Source organism: Streptomyces sp. NPDC046727 (genome assembly GCF_040645635.1).
Taxonomy (GTDB): domain Bacteria; phylum Actinomycetota; class Actinomycetes; order Streptomycetales; family Streptomycetaceae; genus Streptomyces.
On record NZ_JBEYYR010000040.1, the window covers coordinates 43839 to 62905 of the forward strand.

Below are 19067 nucleotides of genomic sequence, written 5' to 3' on the forward strand. Positions count from 1 at the left end.
TGGACTCGCCGGGGTGACGGCGTACGACCGGACCGGACTCGCCCGGGTGCCGGCCTCCCGCGGCGGCTCGCGCAGCTGCGCGGTGACCGAGTGCGGGAGCGAGCCCGGGGCGCCCGGCCGGGACCTGAGGCACCGCGCTGTCAGTCGCGGCCCGTATCCTCATTGACCATGCTCGAAGACCGTGCGACCGCAGTGTCCTCCCCCACCCAGTGGCCGGCCGCGTATCCGCAGGGATACGCGGTCGTTGACGTGGAGACCACCGGCCTGGCCAGGGACGACCGGATCATCTCCGCGGCCGTCTACCGGCTGGACGCGCGCGGCGAGGTCCAGGACCACTGGTACACGCTGGTCAACCCGGAGCGCGATCCCGGCCCTGTGTGGATACACGGTCTGACGAGCGAGACGCTCGAAGGGGCGCCGCTGTTCGCGGACATCGCCGAGGAGTTCGCCGCCCGCCTGGACGGCCGGGTGCTCGTCGCGCACAACGCCGTCTTCGACTGGCAGATGATCGCGCGGGAGTACGCGCGCGTGCGGCGCGAGGCACCGGTGCGGCAGCGGCTGTGCACCATCGCGCTGTCGAAGGAGCTGGGGCTGCCGCTGCCCAACCACAAGCTGGAGTCGCTGGCGGCGCACTTCGGCGTCGTCCAGCAGCGGGCGCACCACGCGCTGGACGACGCGCGCGTGCTGGCGGAGGCGTTCCGGCCGAGCCTGCACGCCGCGGCGGCGGGCGGCGTACGGCTGCCGCTGCTGGAGTGCCGGCCGCTCACGGAGTGGTCGGACCGGCCCGTGCCCCGGCAGTCCACGGGTGGCTACGGCGGCTACCGGTCCAGCAGTTGGCGCCCCTCCCGCAAAAGGCCCGCATGCCCCTATCCCAACCCGGGTCGCTACGAAGACGGCAAAAGACTCAAACAGGGCATGCGGGTGGCGTTCTCCGGCGACACGTCGACCGAGCGCGAGCTGCTGGAGGACCGCGCCGTCGAGGCCGGGCTGCATGTCGCGACCAGCGTCTCCCGGCTGACCAGCCTGCTGGTGACCAACGACCCCGACTCGGGCACCTCGAAGACGGTCAAGGCGCGGCAGTACGGCACACCGATGGTGGACGAGGCCGCGTTCGGGCAGCTGCTCAGGGACGTCGAGCCCGCCGACGAGTAGCCGCCCCGCTGTCAGGTGATCGTACGAACGGGTGATTGCCGCACGACTCACCCGGTCCCGGCTCGCCCGCAGAACGTCGACGGCACACCCTGTGGCGCATGGCGAAATGCGAAGTTTGCGGCAATGACTACGGGATGACCTTCGAGGTCCGCGCACAGGGTGCTGTCCACGTCTTCGACTGCTTCTCCTGTGCGATCCACCGCATGGCCCCGGTCTGCGAGAACTGCAAGGTCTCGATCATCGGCCAGGGCGTGGAAGCCGACGGCACGTTCTACTGCGGCGCGCACTGCGCCCGCGCCCAGGGGAAGGCAGGGATCGTCGACCACGTCTGACCCGGTACCCGCCTGAATGCACCCCACGGCCCGGAGGTACCGTCGTGGGGTGCATCGCTACCGCTTCCTGTTGTCCCGCCAGTGGGTGATCCTCACCCTCGTCGCGATCGCGCTGATCCCGACGATGATCAGGCTGGGCTTCTGGCAGCAGCACCGGTACGAGGAGCGCACGGCCCGCAACGACCTGGTCTCCGAGGCGCTGCACGCCGCGCCGGTCCCGGTCGAGCGGCTGACCTCCCCCGGGCACGCCGTGACCCACGCCGAGAAGTACCGCACGGTCACCGCGACCGGCACCTTCGACACAACGAAGGAGGTCGTGGTCCGCCGGCGCACCAACTCCGACGACGAGGTCGGCTTCCACGTCCTCACCCCGTTCGTCCTCACGGACGGCAAGGTGCTGCTGGTCAACCGCGGCTGGATCCCGGCGAACGGCGCGCAGACCGCCTTCCCGAAGGTCCCCGCCCCGCCCGCCGGCCGGATCACCGTCACCGGGCGGCTGATGGCCGACGAGACGACCGCGGCGAGCGGCATCAAGAACGTCAAGGGCCTCCCCGACCGGCAGATCATGCTGATCAACAGCGCGGAGGAGGCGCGGCGGCTGGGCGCGCCGGTGCTCGGCGGCTACATCCAGCAGACGGCGCCCCGGGCCGGGAGCGGATCCCCGCAGCAGATCTCCGACCCGGGCAGCGAGGACGCCCCGCTGAACTACGCGTACATGATCCAGTGGTGGCTGTTCGCGGCGGCCGTTCCGGTCGGCTGGTGGTTCCTGGTCCGGCGGGAGATCCGCGACCGGGAGGAGACCACGGCGGAGCGGCAGCCGGAGGAGAGCGAACCGGCCACGGTCTGAGCCCGCGCCCGCCTCGCGCCGAGGGCGCATACGTCCCGCGAGGGGTCGTCACTCCCCCGGCGCACCACCTGATTGGCCCCCAGGTCCGCCGGGAATCCGCATCCCGTGGACGCGCGCATCGAGGACTACGCCCTCATCGGCGACGAACAGACCGCGGCCCTGGTGGGCAAGGACGGCTCGATCGACTGGCTGTGCCTGCCCCGCTTCGACTCCGGGGCCTGTTTCGCCCGGCTGCTGGGCGACGAGGACAACGGCCACTGGAGAATCGCGCCGAAGGGGGCGGGCGCCTGCACGCGGCGCGCCTACCGGCCCGGCACCCTGGTCCTCGACACCGAGTGGGAGACCGCCGAGGGCACGGTGCGCGTCACCGACCTGATGCCGCAGCGCGACCGCGCCCCCGACGTCGTACGGATCGTGGAAGGCGTCAGCGGGCGCGTCACCGTCCACAGCACCATCCGGCTGCGCTTCGACTACGGATCCATCGTGCCGTGGATGCGCCGCTCCGACGGCCACCGCGTGGCCGTCGCCGGACCCGACTCGGTATGGCTGCGCAGCGAACCCCACGTCGACGTCTGGGGCGAAGACTTCAGCACCCACGCGGAGTTCACCCTCGCCGCGGGCGAGCGGGTCGCGTTCGTGCTCACCTGGCACCCCTCGCACGAGCCGCGTCCCCCGCTCATCGACCCGTACAAGGCGCTGAGCGCCAGCGTCCGGGGCTGGCGGCGCTGGTCGTCCCGCTGCCGCTACGACGGGCCGTACCGGGACGCCGTCGAACGCTCCCTGATCACACTGAAGGCCCTCACCTACGCCCCGACGGGCGGGATCGTGGCCGCGGCCACCACTTCGCTGCCCGAGGAGCTGGGCGGTGTCCGCAACTGGGACTACCGCTACTGCTGGCTGCGCGACTCCACGCTCACCCTCGAAGCCCTGCTCGCCGCCGGCTACCACGCGGAGGCCGAGGCCTGGCGCAACTGGCTGCTGCGCGCGGTCGCGGGCGCCCCGGCGGACCTGCAGATCATGTACGGGCTCGCGGGCGAGCGACGGCTGCCGGAGTGGGAGCTGCCCTGGCTGTCCGGATTCGCCGGGTCCGCGCCCGTACGCGTCGGCAACGGCGCCGTCGAGCAGCTCCAGCTGGACGTGTACGGCGAGGTGATGGACTCGCTGTCGCTGGCCCGCTCCTCGGGTCTGCCCGCCAAGCCCCACATATGGGCCATCCAGCGCTCGCTCATGGACTTCCTGCGGTCGCAGTGGCGGCAGCCCGACGAGGGCCTGTGGGAGGTACGCGGCGGCCGGCGCCAGTTCGTGCACTCCAAGGTGATGGTGTGGGTGGCCGCCGACCGCGCCGTACGGACGCTGGAGCGGCACCATGAGCTGAAGGGCGACCTCGCGGGCTGGCGGGCGATGCGCGACGAGGTCCACCGGGAGGTGTGCGAGAAGGGGTACGACCCCCGGCGCAAGACCTTCACGCAGTACTACGGCTCGCGCGAACTGGACGCCTCCCTGCTGCTGATCCCCCGCGTCGGCTTCCTGCCGCCCGACGATCCGCGGGTGATCGGCACGGTCGACGCGATCCGCGCGGACCTGGGCCACGGCGGCTTCGTGCGCCGCTACGACACCGACGCCATCGGCGTCGACGGGATGCCGGGCGGCGAGGGCGCCTTCCTCGCCTGCTCGTTCTGGCTCGCCGACGCCCTGCACATGACGGGCCGCACGGACGAGGCCCGGGAGCTGTTCGAGCGTCTGGTGGCCCTCACCAACGACGTGGGACTGCTGGCCGAGGAGTACGACCCCGGCCTGGGCCGTCAGGTGGGCAACTACCCGCAGGCGTTCAGCCACATCGCGCTGGTGAACACCGCCCTCACGCTGTTCGGGGGCGGCGGGACGGCGGAGGCCGGGCAGGGGGCAGGATAGGGGCCATGGATCTTGGACTGAAGGACCGGGTGTACGTCGTCACCGGAGCCACCCGGGGACTGGGCAACGCCACCGCGCGGGAACTCGTCGCCGACGGGGCGAAGGTGGTCGTCACCGGCCGGGACGAGAAGCGGGTCGCCGACGCCGCCGCCGAACTGGGCCCGAACGCGGTGGGCGTGGCGGTGGACAACGCCGACCCGCAGGCCGCCGAACGTCTGATCGCCGCCGCCCGTGAGCACTTCGGCGGCTTCCACGGTGTGCTGGTGAGCGTGGGCGGGCCGCCGCCCGGGTTCGTCGCCGACAACACCGACGAGCAGTGGCGGAACGCGTTCGAGTCGGTGTTCCTCGGCGCGGTACGGATCGCCCGCGCGGCGGCGGCCGAGCTGGAGGAGGGCGGTGTCATCGGGTTCGTGCTGTCCGGGTCGGTGTACGAGCCGATCCCGGCGCTGACCATCTCCAACGGGCTGCGGCCGGGGCTGGCCGGGTTCGCCAAGTCGATCGCGGACGAGCTGGGGCCGCGCGGGATCCGGGTGGTGGGGGTGCTGCCGGGCCGGATCGCCACGGACCGCTTGCGCGAACTGGACGCGCTGTCGGCCGACCCGGAGGCCACGCGGGCGGCCAACGAGTCGCGGATTCCGCTGCGGAGGTACGGCAGTCCCGAGGAGTTCGGGCGGGTCGCGGCGTTCCTGCTGTCCCCGGCGGCCTCCTATGTGACGGGGGTCATGGTGTCGGTGGACGGGGGCGCCCGGCACGGCTTCTAGCCGCGGGCGCCGTCATGTCACCCGTTCCGCACGGTGTTTGACCTCGCCCAGCCGGACTTCGGCCGGGAGGGACGCCAGACCCGTCGACTCGCGCGCGTGGGTCAGTGGCCCGGCGGTGAAGGCGGCCAGTGCCTCGGCCGGAGCCGTGTCGGCGTCCAGTTGGAGCCAGACCCGTACGGCCGGTTTCGTACGACGGCCCCGCAGGACGACATGGGCGTGGGTCACGCCCTCCAGGCCGGCCGCTTCGGCCGCCAGGGCGCTCTCCAGGGCCCTGCCCCGCAGCTGCGCGCCCGCGCCGTCGCCGGTGTCGATGAGGAGTTCGGCCGGCCGGCGGCGGCGCAGGGTCGCCGTCAGCCACCACAGGGCGAGCAGGACGAGGACGGTCAGGACGGCGATGACCGTCGGCCACCACCAGGCGGCGTCCCGCCAGCGGGTCCGTTCGGCCCTGGTGAGCAGGACGTCGTGCGGGCCGGTGTGCAGCCACCAGGAGGGCGGCGGCGCGCCCAGGCCGACGGCCAGGACCGCCCCGCCGAGCGCGAGCAGCAGCAGCCCGGCGAGGGCCAGCAGGGCGCGGTGGACGCCGGTGCGCATCGCGCTCACCCCTTCCGTCCGGGCCGGGCCACGTGCACGGACAGCGTGGGCGGGCGGGTCAGGCCGAGGTCCCGGACCGCGGCGGTGAGCACGGTGTCCAGATCGGCGCGGACGTCGTCCAGGTCACGGAAGTGCGAGACCACCCGGACGTCGGCTCTCCTGCGGCGCATCCGTACCCGTACCGCGCGGACCCCGGACACGTCCATGGCCCGGTCGCGCAGGACCAGGGCCGCCGCGTCGCGCCGGAGTGCGGCGCGCACATCGGGATGCGGGCGCCGCATCGGCAGCAGGCCGCGCAGGCCGGGGGTGACCGCGAGGACGACCAGCCACAGGCCGAGGGCGGCGACGACGCCCGCACCGGCCAGCACCCAGGGGTCGTCCAGGGGCCGTTCGGCCAGCTGCCGGGCCAGGGCGCGGCGCCAGCGCATCGCGGAGTGGTGGGCCCGTACGGCGGCGATGTCGTACAGCAGGAGGCCCGCGCCGCCCAGGAGCAGCACGGCGACGAGGGCGGCGGGGACCCGGCGCGGCGACCAGAACCGGCCGCTGCCGTCGGCGGAGGGCTCGCCGGCAGGGGGGTGCGTGCCGGGTGACTCGCCGACCGCCGGGGTGCTCCGCGTGTCGCTCATCAGACCCTCCCCTGGCCCGTCACCGGGTGCAGCCGTTCGACCTGGACGGCGACCTGCGGCACCGCCATGTCCGTCAACGCGCCCACCCGCTCGGTGACATGGCGGCGTACGGCGGCGCAGTGGGCGCCGATGTCGCAGGGGTAGCCGAGTTCGACGTGGACCCGGACCCGGGCCGTCCCGTGGCTCACGGCGACCGTGGCGTGCGGGGAGGAGGCGGTGCCGGGCAGCGGGGCGAGGGCCTCGCGGGCGGCCTGGGCGGCGATCTTGGCCACGACCCGGTCGGCGATCCGGACGGCACCGCGCTCGGCCGGCGGCACACGGGCCGGCGCCGGGCGCGACGTGCCGGTCTCGGCGCTCACCGGGGTCACCGCCGCCGGTCGCGCCGGCCGTCGCGGGTGCGGAAGAAGTCACCGAGTTCGAGGTCGCCGTCCGCGAACCGGCCGGCCACGAAGCCGACGGCGCCCAGCGCGGCCACCAGCAGAAAGGCGCCGAAACCCCCGAAGTAGCCGGCGAATCCCAGCGCCATTCCGGCGATCATGCCGGCCACGGCCATGCTCATGCGACGCTCCTCAGCTCGTCGGGCGTGCGATCACTGGATCCGGGGTTCCGGTTCCTCTTCCTCTTCCTCGGGCAGCTTGACGTCGCTGACCGCGATGTTGACCTCGACCACCTCAAGTCCGGTCATGCGTTCCACGGCGGCGATCACGTTCTCCCGCACGGCACGGGCGACATCGCCGATCGAGACGCCGTAGTCCACGACGATCTCCAGGTCGAGCGCGGTCTGCACCTCGCCGACCTCCGCCTTCACGCCGCGGGTCACCGACTTGCTGCCGCCCGGCACCCGGTCCCGTACGGCGCCGAAGGTGCGGGCCAGGCCGCTGCCCATGGCGTGCACCCCGACCACGTCACGGGCGGCGAGCCCGGCGATCTTCTCCACGACACCGTCCGCGATGGTGGTGCGGCCCCGGGTCGCCGGATCGCCGCCACCGCGCCGGGTGGCCTTGCGGGTCGTCGGCTGCGGTTCGCGGTCGCCTTCGGGGGTCGTCGTCATGTCGGTCATCGCCGTACGTCCCTTTCGGTCGTCGTCCCGCTCGGTTCGTCGTCCTGCTCAGTTCGTCGTCCTGCTCGGTTCGTCGTCCTGCTCAGTTCGTCGTCCTGCGACCACGGTATGCAAGGTTGCGCCGCCGTGCGCCGGGGATGCGGCAGGCTGGTGGAATGACGGCGGACCGGTGGACCCGAATGGTGCGGCATCAGGTAGGGCTGGGCAGGCTGCTGCCGCTCGGCGAGCCGCGTGACGGCGCGTGGATCGTGGAGGGGGCGGCCGGTGCCGTGCTGGGGCGCGCGGCGGCGGACGGGGCGCCGGGGGTGCGCCTGGGCGCGCTGCGGATCTCCCTGGCCGACCCGGAGGATGTGCGGGAGCCCGTCGTACCGGCGCCGCCGAGCGCGCTGCCGCCGGGGGTGCTGCGGGTGACGGCGGACTTCGCGGCGACCGGCGGCGAGCCGCTGCCGGCCGTGGCGTCCCGGCTGCGGTCGGCCCTGGCGGCGGCCGCGACGCAGCGGCTCGGCCTCGCGGTCACGGAGATCGACCTACGGGTGACGGACCTGCTGGAGACGGACGAGCCGGCCCCGGCGGCGGCACCGGCCCCGCAGCCACCCCCCGCCCGGGAGCCGACGGACCCGGACGAGAGCGCGGTGGCCGCGGCAGCCCTCGGCGTCCCCGGGGTGGTCCGCCTGACCGGGTCGCTGGGCGGCCCGGGCCGGGCGGTGCACATCGAGGAGCACGCCGACGAGGCCGCGCTGCCGCGCCGTCATGTCCGCGTGGAACTGACGACGGACGCGACCCACCGGGCCGTGGACGTGGCCCGGCTGGTCCGCGCGGCCGTGCGCACCGCGCTGCCGGACCGGCCGACGGTGGCGGTGCTGGTCACCGCGGTGAACTGACCGATGCCGGGCACCGGCCCGGCGCAGGGGTCATTCGCCGAGGCCGGCCAGGTCCCGCAACCGCCGTGCCTGCGCGGCCCGTTCGGCCGCACGCTGCTCGTCGTAGGTGCGGTCGACGGCACCGCGGAGCAGCGCCTTGGTCTCCACCACGGCATCCCGCGGCGCGGCGAGCAGCGCGGCGGCCAGGTCCCGCGCCGCCGCGTCGAGTTCCGCCGCGGGCACCGCGAGGTTGGCCAGCCCGCTCGACACCGCTTCCTCGGCTCCGACGAACCGCCCGGTCGCGCAGATCTCCAGCGCGCGGGCGTATCCGACGAGGCCGACCAGCGGGTGGGTGCCGGTCAGGTCGGGAACGAGGCCGAGGCTGGTCTCGCGCATGGCGAACTGCACGTCGTCGGCGACGACCCGCAGGTCGCAGCCGAGCGCGAGCTGGAAGCCGGCCCCGATGGCATGCCCCTGCACGGCGGCGATGGACACGATGTCGGTCCGCCGCCACCAGGTGAACGCCTCCTGGAACTCGGCGATGGACGCGTCGAGCCCGGCGTCGTCTCGACGCGCGAGGTCGATGAAGGTCGGCTCGCCCGGGATCCCCTCCGGGGTGAACATCTGTCGGTCCAGCCCGGCGGAGAAGGACTTGCCCTCGCCGCGCAGCACGACGACCCGGACGGAGCCCGGCAGTGACCGCCCGGCCTCGGCGAGTGCCCGCCACAGGGCGGGGCTCTGTGCGTTGCGCTTGGCCGGGTTGGTCAACGTCACCGTGGCGAGCGCGTCGTCGACGGTGAGCCGTACGCCGTCCTTGTCGAGTGCAGGAGCGAGGTCCTGGTCGGGCGAAGCCATGGGGCCCTCCGATGGGTGCGGTCAGCAGAGCGGAGCTAAGTGACTGCACAGTAACCACCCGGCCGGTCGGTCCGCCGACCGGGTGGCCACCATCGAAGGCGATGGGCCGCCCGGAGTCAGGACGAAGCGGCCTTCTTGCCCCGGGTCGCTCCGCCACGCCCACGCAACGTGACGCCCGACTCGCTGAGCATCCGGTGCACGAAGCCATACGAGCGGCCGGTCTCCTCGGCCAGCGCCCGGATGCTCGCACCGGAGTCGTACTTCTTCTTCAGGTCTGCCGCGAGCTTGTCGCGCGCGGCGCCGGTCACCCGGCTGCCCTTCTTCAGAGTCTCGGCCACCCGTGCCTCCTCATGGGAAGTGCGCTCTGGTCTCCTCATGATCACCCCTCTGGGGCGTGATGGCCACCCATTCGGCAAGGTCCGTGAGACATCGTTGTGACGACAGGAGTGGATCCCCACAAGCGGAATCAAGGATTCCAGAGGATGGGAGGCATGGGTCCGTACGGGTGGATTCGCGAAGTACCAGGTCAGGGACGCAAAGCGGCCGATCCCTCGGCTGCCGGGGGATCGGCCGGAAAATCCGTGTACGACACACCTCGATACGAGGAGATCTCACACAGATGATGGATCACGGATGGGCCGAATGATCCATACGCAGATCCATACGCGGTGGATCCGCCTTTCGATCAGGCGAGGGCGACGAGATCCGCGTAGTCGGAGCCCCACAGGTCCTCGACGCCGTCCGGCAGCAGGATGATCCGCTCGGGCTGGAGCGCCTCGACGGCGCCCTCGTCGTGGGTGACGAGGACGACCGCACCCTTGTAGGTGCGCAGGGCGCCGAGGATCTCCTCGCGGCTGGCCGGGTCCAGGTTGTTGGTCGGCTCGTCCAGGAGCAGCACGTTCGCCGAGGAGACGACGAGCGTGGCGAGGGCGAGACGGGTCTTCTCCCCGCCGGAGAGGACACCGGCCGGCTTGTCGACGTCGTCGCCGGAGAACAGGAACGAGCCGAGCACCTTGCGGACCTCGACCAGGTCCATGTCGGGGGCGGCCGAGCGCATGTTCTCCAGGACCGTGCGGTCGGGGTCCAGGGTCTCGTGCTCCTGCGCGTAGTAGCCGAGCTTGAGGCCGTGGCCCGGGACGACCTCACCGGTGTCGGGCGTCTCCACCCCGCCGAGCAGACGCAGCAGGGTGGTCTTGCCGGCGCCGTTGAGGCCCAGGATGACGACCCGGGAGCCCTTGTCGATGGCCAGGTCGACGTCGGTGAAGATCTCCAGGGAGCCGTACGACTTCGACAGGCCCTCGGCCATCAGCGGGGTCTTGCCGCAGGGCGCGGGCTCCGGGAAGCGGAGCTTGGCGACCTTGTCGGACTGGCGGACCGCCTCCAGTCCGGAGAGCAGCTTGTCGGCGCGGCGGGCCATGTTCTGCGCGGCGACGGTCTTGGTGGCCTTGGCGCGCATCTTGTCGGCCTGGGCGTTGAGCGCGGCGGCCTTCTTCTCGGCGTTGGCGCGCTCGCGCTTGCGGCGCTTCTCGTCGGCCTCGCGCTGCTGCTGGTACAGCTTCCAGCCCATGTTGTAGACGTCGATCGTGGACCGGTTCGCGTCCAGGTAGAACACCTTGTTGACCACGGTCTCCACGAGATCGACGTCGTGGGAGATCACGATGAAGCCGCCGCGGTAGGTCTTCAGGTAGTCCCGCAGCCAGATGATCGAGTCCGCGTCGAGGTGGTTGGTGGGCTCGTCCAGCAGCAGGGTGTCGGCGTCCGAGAACAGGATCCGGGCCAGCTCGATACGGCGGCGCTGGCCGCCGGAGAGCGTGTGCAGCGGCTGGCCGAGCACCCGGTCGGGCAGGTTCAGGGCGGCGGCGATGGTGGCGGCCTCGGCCTCGGCGGCGTACCCGCCCTTGGTGAGGAACTCCGTCTCCTGGCGCTCGTACTGCTTCAGGGCCTTCTCGCGGGTGCCGCCCTTGCCGTTGGCGATGCGCTCCTCGTTCTCGCGCATCTTGCGGATCAGTACGTCGAGGCCGCGCGCGGACAGGATGCGGTCGCGGGCGAGGACGTCGAGGTCGCCGGTGCGGGGGTCCTGCGGGAGGTAGCCGACCTCGCCGGAGCGGGCGATCTGGCCGGCGGCCGGGATGCCCTCGCCGGCCAGGCACTTGGTGAGGGTGGTCTTTCCTGCGCCGTTACGGCCGACGAGGCCGATGCGGTCGCCCTTGGCGACACGGAAGGTGGCGTTCTCGATGAGGACGCGCGCACCGGCGCGCAGCTCGATACCGGAGGCGGAGATCACGGACAGACTCCAGGACATACAGGGATTGGCGGGTGGGCGGCTGAGGACGTTCCCGCCGTCTAATGCGCGAGGAGAATGGCCATGGGAGAAGTCTAACGGGGCCGGGCAAGCGGTTTTTCTGCGTCCAGGTGTGCGAGGTGCGGGCGGGGAAGATCGTTGCCCAGCGGGGTGCGGCCCGGCGCGATCCGGCCCAGGTCGTCCAGGGCCACGAGCTGCCCGGTCCACGCGGTGTCCGCGCACGGCTGGGCGAGGAGCAGGGCCGTGCCCCGCCGTACGGCGCCCTCGGGCCGGAACGCGCAGCCCTTGGGGGCGGGCAGCACCCAGCGCAGATCGCCGTCGGCGGTGCGGTACGCGGTGACCCGGTGCGGGGTGACGACGGCGAGGATGCCACGGCCGAGGAGGCGCAGGACGCCGGTGCCGCCCTGGGCCGGGAGCCACTCGGTGGCGTCGGGCAGGGCCCGGTGCCAGCGCACGGAACGGCCGTCGGTGTCGGTGAGCAGTCCGTCGTCCCAGAGCGCGATCACGTCCCCGCGCGCGGGGACGACGGCGACGGGACGGTGCCCCGCGCGCGCGTACCGCCACCGCGCCGCACCGGTGCGGCTGTCGTAGCCGACCACGACGGCGCCCTGTGCCCGCGCCGCCCACTGCCCCCGGCCGCCGGGCAGCAGCCGGTCGCCGTAGGGGGCGGGCCGCAGGTGACGGGCCGCTTCGCAGAGACCGAGCGTGACGACGGCCACGAGGAGGCCGGCGACGGCACGGCGGACGAGAGCGGGGGCGCGAGAGGCGGGGCGCGGGGCGGGTGGCCCGGTCCGGGGCGTCGGGGGTGTACTGGCGCGGCGTGGGTGGGTGCCGTGCGGTGGAAGCGCCACCTTGCCCCCCTTGCCGTCCACCGTCACGGATCAGGGCGCCGAGCGTAGTCACCGCCGTCGGGTGCGGCGGGGTGGCCGGGCGGGCGGAGACGGGATGTCGCCCGTTCGGCGGTTCGGCCGGCGGCGCGGGGCGGCGGGACGGGTGAGGATGACGCCGGGGAATTGTCAGTGGTGCCTGCAAGACTCGGAAGCACGGCAGAACCGGTGCACGAAGGAGTGATCGGCATGGCAGGCACGGGCGGCGCGCGGCCGAGCATCTACCCCACACTGCTGTACGCGAACGCGCAGGCGGCGATCCGGCAGCTCACGGAGGGCCTCGGCTTCACCGAGCTGTCGTTGTACGAGACGCAGGACGGCAAGGTGATGCACGCCGAGCTGGTCCAGGGCAGCGGCGCGGTGATGATCGGCTCCAAGGGCCGCGGCGGCCTCTTCGACACGGCGCTGAAGGACGCGGGACCCGCCGGGGTGTACGTCGTGGTGGACGACGTGGACGCCCACCACCAGCGGGCCGTGGAGCACGGCGTGGAGATCCTGATGCCCCCGACGGACCAGGACTACGGCTCGCGGGACTACATGGCCCGGGACATCGAGGGGAACATCTGGAGCTTCGGGACGTACGCCCCCGAGATCGGCGCCTGAGTCCCCCTCTGTCCGCTCATCCCCCGGTGTGCACCTGGAACGCGGCGCGGCGCACGGCCTTGGCCAGGGCCGGGTCGGGGTGGGCGGCGGCGAGCGCGACCAGGACCTGGACGGTGCGCGGGTGGCCGACGGCGCGGACCTCGTCGAGCAGCTGGGGCACGGTGGGCTGCACCGCGGACTCCAGATGCCGGACCAGCATCGGCGCCTCGCCGTGGTCGGCGACGGCGGCGGCCGTGTCCACCCACAGCCAGGTGGCCTCCTCCCGGGTGAGCGCCTCGTGGGCGTCCTCCGGGTCGACGCCGTCGTGCTCGGCGAGCCACAGCAGGGCGTAGGGCCTGAGGGCCGGCTCCTCCACGACGGCCCGGACGTCGGGCTCGGCGGGGGCGCCGACGACGCGCAGCGCCTCGAAGGCCAGGCCGCGCAGCAGGGCGTCGTCACCGCGGGCGGCGCCGATCAGCTCGGTGACGGCGCTGCCGACGGGGCGGGCGGCCAGCCAGGCGCGGTACTCGGCGCGGGCGGCGTTGGGGCGGAGCTGGGCGCAGCCGCGGAGCATGTCCTCGGCGGCCTGCTCGATGTTGCCGGCGGGGCTCTGCGCGGCCACGCAGATCTGCTCCAGCTTGACCCACACCGCCCAGCTGCCCAGTGGGGTGAGGGTGGCCTGGCCGGTGCCGTAGGTGAGGGCGCCGACGGAGCCGAGGGCGCGCAGTGCCCAGTCGAGCAGGGGGGCGAGCGAGGCGCCCGTGGCGGGGGCGGGCTCCGGCTGGTCCGGGGCGCCGGCGAGCTGTCCGGTGCCGGGCTCGTAGGAGACCTCGCAGCGTTCGGTGCGCAGTTCGGTGACCCGCTGCTGGAGCAGGTCGAGCAGCTGCTCGACCGGGACCGGCCCGGCGGACAGCTGGAGGAAGGAGAGCACCTGGGGCATGGCCGAGACGACCTCGGCGACGGCGGCCGGCTCGTGCCCGTCCGGTTCCGGGTAGGCGAGCGACCAGGCGTCGAAGAGGGCGACCCAGCCGCGCAGTACGGCGCTGTCGTCGCGGTCCCAGGCGCGCAGGCGCCAGCCGGGGCGCGCGCTGTCGCCGTGCACCTCGACGAGTCCGGCGAGGCGGGCGGTGTCCCAGTCGGCGCGGACCTGAGCGGCACTCAGGCCGAGGTCGGCGGCGGCGCGTTCGGCGGTGGCGTCGGAGAGGGTGGCCTTGCCGTCGGTGGTGGCACCGCCCTGGCGTCCGGGGCCGAGTGCGGAGTCGGCCCAGCGGGCGACGCGGACCGCGCCGGCCAGCCCGGTGCGGGCCATTCCGGCCAGCTCGGAGGGGGCGGGCGTGCCTTCCGGCGGCCGGGGTGCGAGGCGGCGCGGGCGCCGCTGGTTCACAGCTCTGGGGGCGGCGGCCAGGGGTCGCGGTCGGACGAGTCGGAGCCTGGAGTCGCGCGGGATACGGGACGTCACGGGTGCAGTCTTCCGGTTGACGGTCCGAAAACCCAAACGGAATGTCACGGCGGGCGACGGGGCTGGCCAATGCACGAGGTGCGGGGCGGGCCGGAGGGGCATGAACAAGCCAGTCGTACGGCCTTAAACGGAATGCCTCGCGCCGGTGCCGCCGGTCTCGGCACGGGGCGTCACATCAGGGGCGTCAGGAACCGGCGCAGCCGTTCCTCGTACTCCTTGGGGTCCGCGTTCCACATCGCGGCGTGCGGGGCGTGCGCGACGGTGTGCAGGGCGACGAGGCCGGGGCGGCGCCGGGCGAGCCTGCGGGAGAACTCCCACGGGGCGACCTCGTCGTCCGGGCCGTGGATGACCAGGGTGGGGACCTGGAGCCGGGCGGGGTCGGCGGTCTCGGTGATCCGGTCGGCGTGCAGGCCGGCCCGGCCCTGCGCGGCCCGCACGGCGAGCGGCAGCAGCGGCTGCGGGGTGTGGCGGGCCCGGGCCAGGGCGCGCAGCGTGGCCTCCCAGCTGAGCACCGGCGAGTCGAGGACGAGCCCGGCGATGCGGTCGCGGTCCACGGAGTGCTCGGCGGCGCGCAGGGCCATGGTGGCGCCGGTGGACCAGCCGAGGAGGACGACCCGGCGGGCGCCGTAGCGGACCGCGTAGCGGATCGCCGCCTCGACGTCCCGCCACTCGGTCTCGCCGAGATGGTTCAGCCCGTCCGGCGGGCGCGGGGCGCCGAGGTCGCCGCGGTAGGAGAGGGCGAGGACGGGCAGCCGGCGGGCGTGCAGGAAGCCCATGACGTTCATGGTGTGTTCCCGGGTGGTGCCGAGGCCGTGCACGGCGATCACCCAGGTGTCGCGGTGGCTCGGCACGAACCAGGCGGGCAGGGGGCCGAGTTCGCCGGGCACGTCGACGTCGGCGTGGTCCAGGCCGAGGGCGGCGCCGGGGTTGCCGACGTACAGGTTGGGGGTGAGCCAGACCGCGTCACCGGCGGCGAGGGTGCCGTGGGTGACGCGTTCCAGGCGGCGTACGACGGTGTCCGCGGTGTGCGGAGCCTCCAGGACGGGGCCGACGACCGCGTGGGAGCCGTCGCCGGCGAGCCCGTAGGTGCCGGGGCGCAGGGCGGCCAGGTGCCGGGTGAGCGTGACCTGGCCGGCGGCCGTGCCGTGCACGGTGAGGCGGGGCTCGGTCGGCAGGGGACGGCCCGCGGGCGCCTTCAGCGCGGCGTCGCTGGCGAACCGGCCGACGGCCACGGAAGCCGTGCCGGCGGCCAGGACGGCGGTGAGTGCGGTGGCGGTCGCCTTTGCGGTACGCACGGCTCCAGTGTCGTGGCGCTCGCCGTCACTGGCCAGTGGAGGGGTGCGGTGAGGGGACGGGCGGGAGTGCTCCGCGCGGTTCACCCCTGTTGGCCGTAGCCCTTCAGGCGTTGCCCGACCTCGGCCAGCTGGGTCTCCGTCAGGAGGGTCGGGGTCCGGCCCGGCAGCGAGGACGCCGTCAGCCACAGGCGGCACATCCACTCCAGTTGGGCGGTGCGGTCGTAGGCCTGGTCGAGGGTGGCGCCGTAGGTGATCGTGCCGTGGTTCTGCAGCAGGCAGCCGGAGCGGCCGGCGAGGGCGCGGAGCATGTGCTCGGCCAGTTCGTCGGTGCCGTAGGTGGCGTAGGGGGCGACCCGGACGGGGCCGCCGAGGGCGGCGGCCATGTAGTGGACCAGGGGAAGCTCGGGCACCAGCGTGGAGACCGCCGTCGCGTGCACGGCGTGGGTGTGGACGATCGCGCGGGCGTCGGTGGTGCGGTAGACGGCGAGGTGCATGGGCAGCTCGCTGGTCGGCACGAGCGTGCCGAGCACCCGGCGTCCGGTGAGGTCGACGCCGGTGATGTCGGCCGGGGTGAGCCGGTCGTAGGGGACGCCCGACGGGGTGACCAGCACGAGGTCCCCGATGCGGGCGGAGACGTTGCCCGAGGTGCCGACCACCAGCCCGTCGGCGACGGACCGGCGCGCCGTCGCGACGAGTTCCGCCCAGAGCCGTGCCTCGTCCTGGTGCACCTCCCGGTGCGCGCCGTGTCGCCCGTCTTCGGTGTTCCGCCGCGGTTCAGCCATGCGGCGATCCTGCCAGCCGGACGGCGGGGAGCGGGCGCCCCGGGCGGTCCGGTCCGGAATCGTACGGCCGGACGAGCGGATCTCGCCGCGAAACGCCTGGAATCGGCGCGGGTTCGGTGCTCGGCGGGCCTTCAATGATCTCTCTTGCCCACTGGACGATCGCCGCCGCCCGCGAGGGCGAGGGGCTGTCGTCCGTCACCCCGGGGAGACGCATGGCCCGTGCACGCACCCTCGTCCGCCACCGCGCCGGTGTCCTCGCGGCGGCCACGGCGGCGGCCCTCACCCTCACCGGCACCGCGACCGCGTCGGCCGAGCCGGTGGTACCCCCGGCGTCGGCGGCACCACCGGTGTCGGCCGGGCCGGCGGACACAGCCGCGGCGGAGGCGACCGGAACGCGGGAGTCCGCCGTCCTGCCGGCGCCGGCGCCGGAGCTGGCGACCAGCCGGCCCCGAGGGCACGACGTGTCCTCGCACCAGGAGAGCGTCGACTGGTCCGCCTCGCGGGCGAACGGCGCCCGGTTCGTCTACGTCAAGGCGACCGAGTCCACGGACTACCGCAGCCCCTACTTCGCCGGGCAGTACGCCGACGCCCGCAAGGCCGGCCTGATCCGGGGCGCGTACCACTTCGCCCGGCCCGACCGGTCCTCCGGCGCCCGGCAGGCCGCGCACCTCGTGCGGCACGGCGGCGGCTGGCAGGCGGACGGCTGGACGCTGCCGCCCGCGCTCGACATCGAGGACAACCCGTACAGTGAGAAGCAGACCTGCTACGGGCTGAGCAAGGACCGGCTGGTCAGCTGGATCCGGTCGTTCAGCGACGAGATCAAGCGGGAGACCGGCCGCCGCCCGGTGATCTACACCACGACCCAGTGGTGGGAACAGTGCACCGGGAACAGCCGCGCCTTCTCCTCCTCCCACCCCCTGTGGATCGCCCACCACGGCACCGCACGGCCGGGCACGCTGCCGGGCGGCTGGCGGTACTGGACGTTCTGGCAGTACGGCATCAAGGGCGCGCTGCCGGGTGACCAGAATCTCTTCAACGGGTCCCTGACCCGGCTGGGGGTCCTGGCGCGGGGCAGATAGCCAAGGGGCGCATGGGCCGAGAGGGCAAAGCGGAACCTCAAACCCGCGTTACTGACACCCCCACGCCCGTCTCAGTTCACCTTCCGTTCACCCAGGTTGCCTACGTTCGTCCAGCCAATGACCTCGAACGATTGCCTGGGTAAATGGAAAGCTTCTCGCTGATCCTCGCGATTGTGGTGGTGACCGCTCTCGCGTTCGATTTCACGAACGGTTTCCACGACACCGCGAACGCGATGGCGACCACCATCTCCACAGGCGCCCTGAAGCCCAAGATCGCGGTGGCCATGTCCGCCGCCCTCAATCTTGTGGGCGCCTTCCTCTCCGTGGAGGTCGCGAACACGATCTCCAAGGGTCTCGTCGACGAGACCGGCATCCGTCCCGAGGTCATCTTCGCCGCCCTGGTCGGCGCGATCCTCTGGAACCTGCTGACCTGGCTGGTGGGCCTGCCCTCCAGCTCCTCGCACGCCCTGATGGGCGGCCTGGTCGGCGCCACCGTCGCCTCCGCCGGTTTCGGCGCCGTCCACGGTGACGTCCTGGTCACCAAGGTGCTGCTCCCGGCGGTCGCCGCGCCGATCGTCGCGGGCCTCGCCTCGCTCCTGGCCACCCGGTTCTCCTACGGCATCGGCGGCACCGCCGAGGGCGAGGCCACCCGCAAGGGCTACCGCGCCGGCCAGATCGCCTCCGCCGGTCTGGTCTCCCTCGCGCACGGCACCAACGACGCCCAGAAGACGATGGGCATCATCACCCTCGCCCTGATCGCGGGCGGCGCCATCGCCCCCGGCTCCAACCCTCCCACCTGGGTGATCCTCTCCGCCGGCCTGGCCATCGCGCTCGGCACCTACATCGGCGGCTGGCGCATCATCCGCACCATGGGCAAGGGCCTGACCGACCTGGAGCCGCGCCAGGGCTTCGCCGCCCAGACCAGCGCCGCGACCGCCATCCTGGCCTCCTCCCACCTCGGCTTCTCCCTCTCCACCACCCATGTCGTCTCCGGCTCGGTGATGGGCGCGGGCCTCGGCCGCAAGGGCGGCGTCGTCCGCTGGTCCACCGCGACCCGCATGTTCGCCGCCTGGGCGCTCACCCTCCCGGCCGCCGCGCTGGTCGGCGCGGGCGCCGAGTCCGTCACCGACCTCGGTGACTGGGGTACCGCCGTCGTCGCCGTCTTCCTGGTCTCCGCGAGCGCCGCGATCTGGAAGATCTCCCGCCGCGAGGTCGTCGACCACACCAACGTGGTCGCGGAGAGCGACGAGCCGGCCGGTGTGGTCACCACCGCCATCGCCGCCGTGACCCCGCCGCCCGCCGGCACGGTCACCGAGGACCTGACGGCCACGATCCCCTCCCCGGCCGCCGAGCCGGCCCCGGCCACCCCGCCGGCCGCCGCGGTCTGACCCCGAGCACACGGTTACTGAAGGAAGCATCCCCATGAAGATCGACTGGGCGGCTCTCGGCTCCGTCTTCGGCGTCAGCCTCGCGTTCACGGTGGGCCTGGTGGCCCTGTTCACCCTCGGCGTCAACGGCCTGTCGCGCCGCGAGAAGGCCGCGGCCCAGGGCGGGTCCGCCGCACTGGCGGTGACCGGTGCGTACGTGTGCTTCGCGGCCTGTGCGGCGGCGGTGGTGTACGGGATCTATCTGATCGTGGCCAAGCCCTGACGGCCAGGACCTGACAGCAGGACCATGACATCGGCC

At 73.4% G+C, this 19067-nt stretch carries 22 protein-coding genes; 10 read left to right on the plus strand and 12 right to left on the minus strand.

Annotation, left to right across the window (positions count from 1 at the left end; genetic code table 11):
- Positions 1–168 precede the first annotated feature (168 nt).
- The 5 genes from ABZ937_RS35235 to ABZ937_RS35255 all read left to right on the plus strand — a co-directional run bounded on the left by ABZ937_RS35235 (position 169) and on the right by ABZ937_RS35255 (position 5003).
- Positions 169–1152: a DEDDh family exonuclease gene (locus tag ABZ937_RS35235; protein ID WP_361698056.1), complete on the plus strand. Its 984-nt coding sequence runs from the start codon at positions 169–171 to the stop codon at positions 1150–1152.
- Positions 1153–1250: 98 nt separating this feature from the next.
- The gene (locus tag ABZ937_RS35240) at positions 1251–1484 is read left to right on the plus strand and encodes a hypothetical protein (protein WP_361698058.1); all 234 of its coding nucleotides are present in this window, start codon (positions 1251–1253) and stop codon (positions 1482–1484) included.
- A 16-nt stretch (positions 1485–1500) separates the two neighbouring features.
- Positions 1501–2331 (plus strand): SURF1 family protein, encoded by an 831-nt coding sequence (locus ABZ937_RS35245; RefSeq protein ID WP_361698060.1) that lies wholly within the window; start codon positions 1501–1503, stop codon positions 2329–2331.
- A 105-nt stretch (positions 2332–2436) separates the two neighbouring features.
- Positions 2437–4242, plus strand: coding sequence for a glycoside hydrolase family 15 protein (locus ABZ937_RS35250; RefSeq protein WP_361698062.1), 1806 nt, complete (start codon positions 2437–2439; stop codon positions 4240–4242).
- Between the two features lie 5 nt (positions 4243–4247).
- Complete coding sequence (locus ABZ937_RS35255; protein ID WP_361698064.1) at positions 4248–5003, plus strand: SDR family oxidoreductase; 756 nt, start codon at positions 4248–4250, stop codon at positions 5001–5003.
- Between the two features lie 12 nt (positions 5004–5015).
- Here the strand turns inward: ABZ937_RS35255 and amaP are convergent, their stop codons facing one another.
- From amaP to ABZ937_RS35280, 5 genes are read right to left on the minus strand one after another with little or no spacing between them, the layout of a single operon-like run.
- A complete protein-coding gene (gene amaP, locus ABZ937_RS35260) occupies positions 5016–5594 on the minus strand; it encodes an alkaline shock response membrane anchor protein AmaP (RefSeq protein ID WP_361698066.1) in 579 nt (192 codons plus the stop codon).
- Between the two features lie 5 nt (positions 5595–5599).
- Complete coding sequence (locus ABZ937_RS35265; protein WP_361698068.1) at positions 5600–6220, minus strand: DUF6286 domain-containing protein; 621 nt, start codon at positions 6218–6220, stop codon at positions 5600–5602.
- Positions 6220–6588 (minus strand): hypothetical protein, encoded by a 369-nt coding sequence (locus tag ABZ937_RS35270; protein ID WP_361698070.1) that lies wholly within the window; start codon positions 6586–6588, stop codon positions 6220–6222. Before ABZ937_RS35270 ends, ABZ937_RS35265 begins: the two co-directional genes overlap by 1 nt.
- On the minus strand, positions 6585–6779 hold the full coding sequence (locus ABZ937_RS35275) for a hypothetical protein (RefSeq protein ID WP_361698072.1): 195 nt from the start codon (positions 6777–6779) through the stop codon (positions 6585–6587). The genes ABZ937_RS35270 and ABZ937_RS35275 overlap by 4 nt, the downstream gene beginning before the upstream one ends.
- A gap of 30 nt (positions 6780–6809) precedes the next feature.
- On the minus strand, positions 6810–7280 hold the full coding sequence (locus ABZ937_RS35280) for an Asp23/Gls24 family envelope stress response protein (RefSeq protein WP_361698073.1): 471 nt from the start codon (positions 7278–7280) through the stop codon (positions 6810–6812).
- 155 nt (positions 7281–7435) lie between these two features.
- Between ABZ937_RS35280 and ABZ937_RS35285 the strand changes: the two genes are divergently transcribed.
- On the plus strand, positions 7436–8161 hold the full coding sequence (locus ABZ937_RS35285) for a nucleopolyhedrovirus P10 family protein (RefSeq protein ID WP_361698075.1): 726 nt from the start codon (positions 7436–7438) through the stop codon (positions 8159–8161).
- A 30-nt stretch (positions 8162–8191) separates the two neighbouring features.
- Here the strand turns inward: ABZ937_RS35285 and ABZ937_RS35290 are convergent, their stop codons facing one another.
- The 4 genes from ABZ937_RS35290 to ABZ937_RS35305 all read right to left on the minus strand — a co-directional run bounded on the left by ABZ937_RS35290 (position 8192) and on the right by ABZ937_RS35305 (position 12148).
- Positions 8192–8995: an enoyl-CoA hydratase/isomerase family protein gene (locus ABZ937_RS35290; protein ID WP_361698077.1), complete on the minus strand. Its 804-nt coding sequence runs from the start codon at positions 8993–8995 to the stop codon at positions 8192–8194.
- A gap of 116 nt (positions 8996–9111) precedes the next feature.
- The gene (locus ABZ937_RS35295; protein WP_004002281.1) at positions 9112–9333 is read right to left on the minus strand and encodes a helix-turn-helix domain-containing protein; all 222 of its coding nucleotides are present in this window, start codon (positions 9331–9333) and stop codon (positions 9112–9114) included.
- A 347-nt stretch (positions 9334–9680) separates the two neighbouring features.
- A complete protein-coding gene (locus tag ABZ937_RS35300; protein ID WP_361698140.1) occupies positions 9681–11279 on the minus strand; it encodes an ABC-F family ATP-binding cassette domain-containing protein in 1599 nt (532 codons plus the stop codon).
- A gap of 92 nt (positions 11280–11371) precedes the next feature.
- Positions 11372–12148, minus strand: coding sequence for a hypothetical protein (locus ABZ937_RS35305; protein WP_361698079.1), 777 nt, complete (start codon positions 12146–12148; stop codon positions 11372–11374).
- 225 nt (positions 12149–12373) lie between these two features.
- Between ABZ937_RS35305 and ABZ937_RS35310 the strand changes: the two genes are divergently transcribed.
- Positions 12374–12787 carry a VOC family protein gene (locus ABZ937_RS35310; RefSeq protein WP_361698081.1) on the plus strand — a complete coding sequence of 138 codons (414 nt, stop codon included), beginning with the start codon at positions 12374–12376 and terminating at the stop codon, positions 12785–12787.
- A gap of 16 nt (positions 12788–12803) precedes the next feature.
- Here ABZ937_RS35310 and ABZ937_RS35315 read toward each other — a convergent pair whose 3' ends face one another.
- From ABZ937_RS35315 to ABZ937_RS35325, 3 genes are all read right to left on the minus strand, one after another.
- The gene (locus ABZ937_RS35315) at positions 12804–14225 is read right to left on the minus strand and encodes a hypothetical protein (RefSeq protein ID WP_361698083.1); all 1422 of its coding nucleotides are present in this window, start codon (positions 14223–14225) and stop codon (positions 12804–12806) included.
- 170 nt (positions 14226–14395) lie between these two features.
- Positions 14396–15520, minus strand: coding sequence for an alpha/beta fold hydrolase (locus tag ABZ937_RS35320; protein ID WP_361698085.1), 1125 nt, complete (start codon positions 15518–15520; stop codon positions 14396–14398).
- 80 nt (positions 15521–15600) lie between these two features.
- Positions 15601–16302 (minus strand): class II aldolase/adducin family protein, encoded by a 702-nt coding sequence (locus ABZ937_RS35325; protein WP_361698087.1) that lies wholly within the window; start codon positions 16300–16302, stop codon positions 15601–15603.
- 212 nt (positions 16303–16514) lie between these two features.
- On the opposite strand from ABZ937_RS35325, the gene ABZ937_RS35330 reads away from it, so the two are divergent.
- The 3 genes from ABZ937_RS35330 (at position 16515) to ABZ937_RS35340 (ending at position 19031) form a co-directional block, all read left to right on the plus strand.
- Positions 16515–17381, plus strand: a complete 867-nt coding sequence (locus ABZ937_RS35330; protein WP_361698142.1) for a lysozyme — start codon at positions 16515–16517, stop codon at positions 17379–17381.
- 143 nt (positions 17382–17524) lie between these two features.
- Entirely contained in the window at positions 17525–18769 is a 1245-nt protein-coding gene (locus ABZ937_RS35335) for an inorganic phosphate transporter (protein ID WP_361698089.1), read from the plus strand.
- Between the two features lie 34 nt (positions 18770–18803).
- Positions 18804–19031 (plus strand): hypothetical protein, encoded by a 228-nt coding sequence (locus tag ABZ937_RS35340; RefSeq protein ID WP_361698091.1) that lies wholly within the window; start codon positions 18804–18806, stop codon positions 19029–19031.
- The last annotated feature ends 36 nt before the right edge of the window (positions 19032–19067 follow it).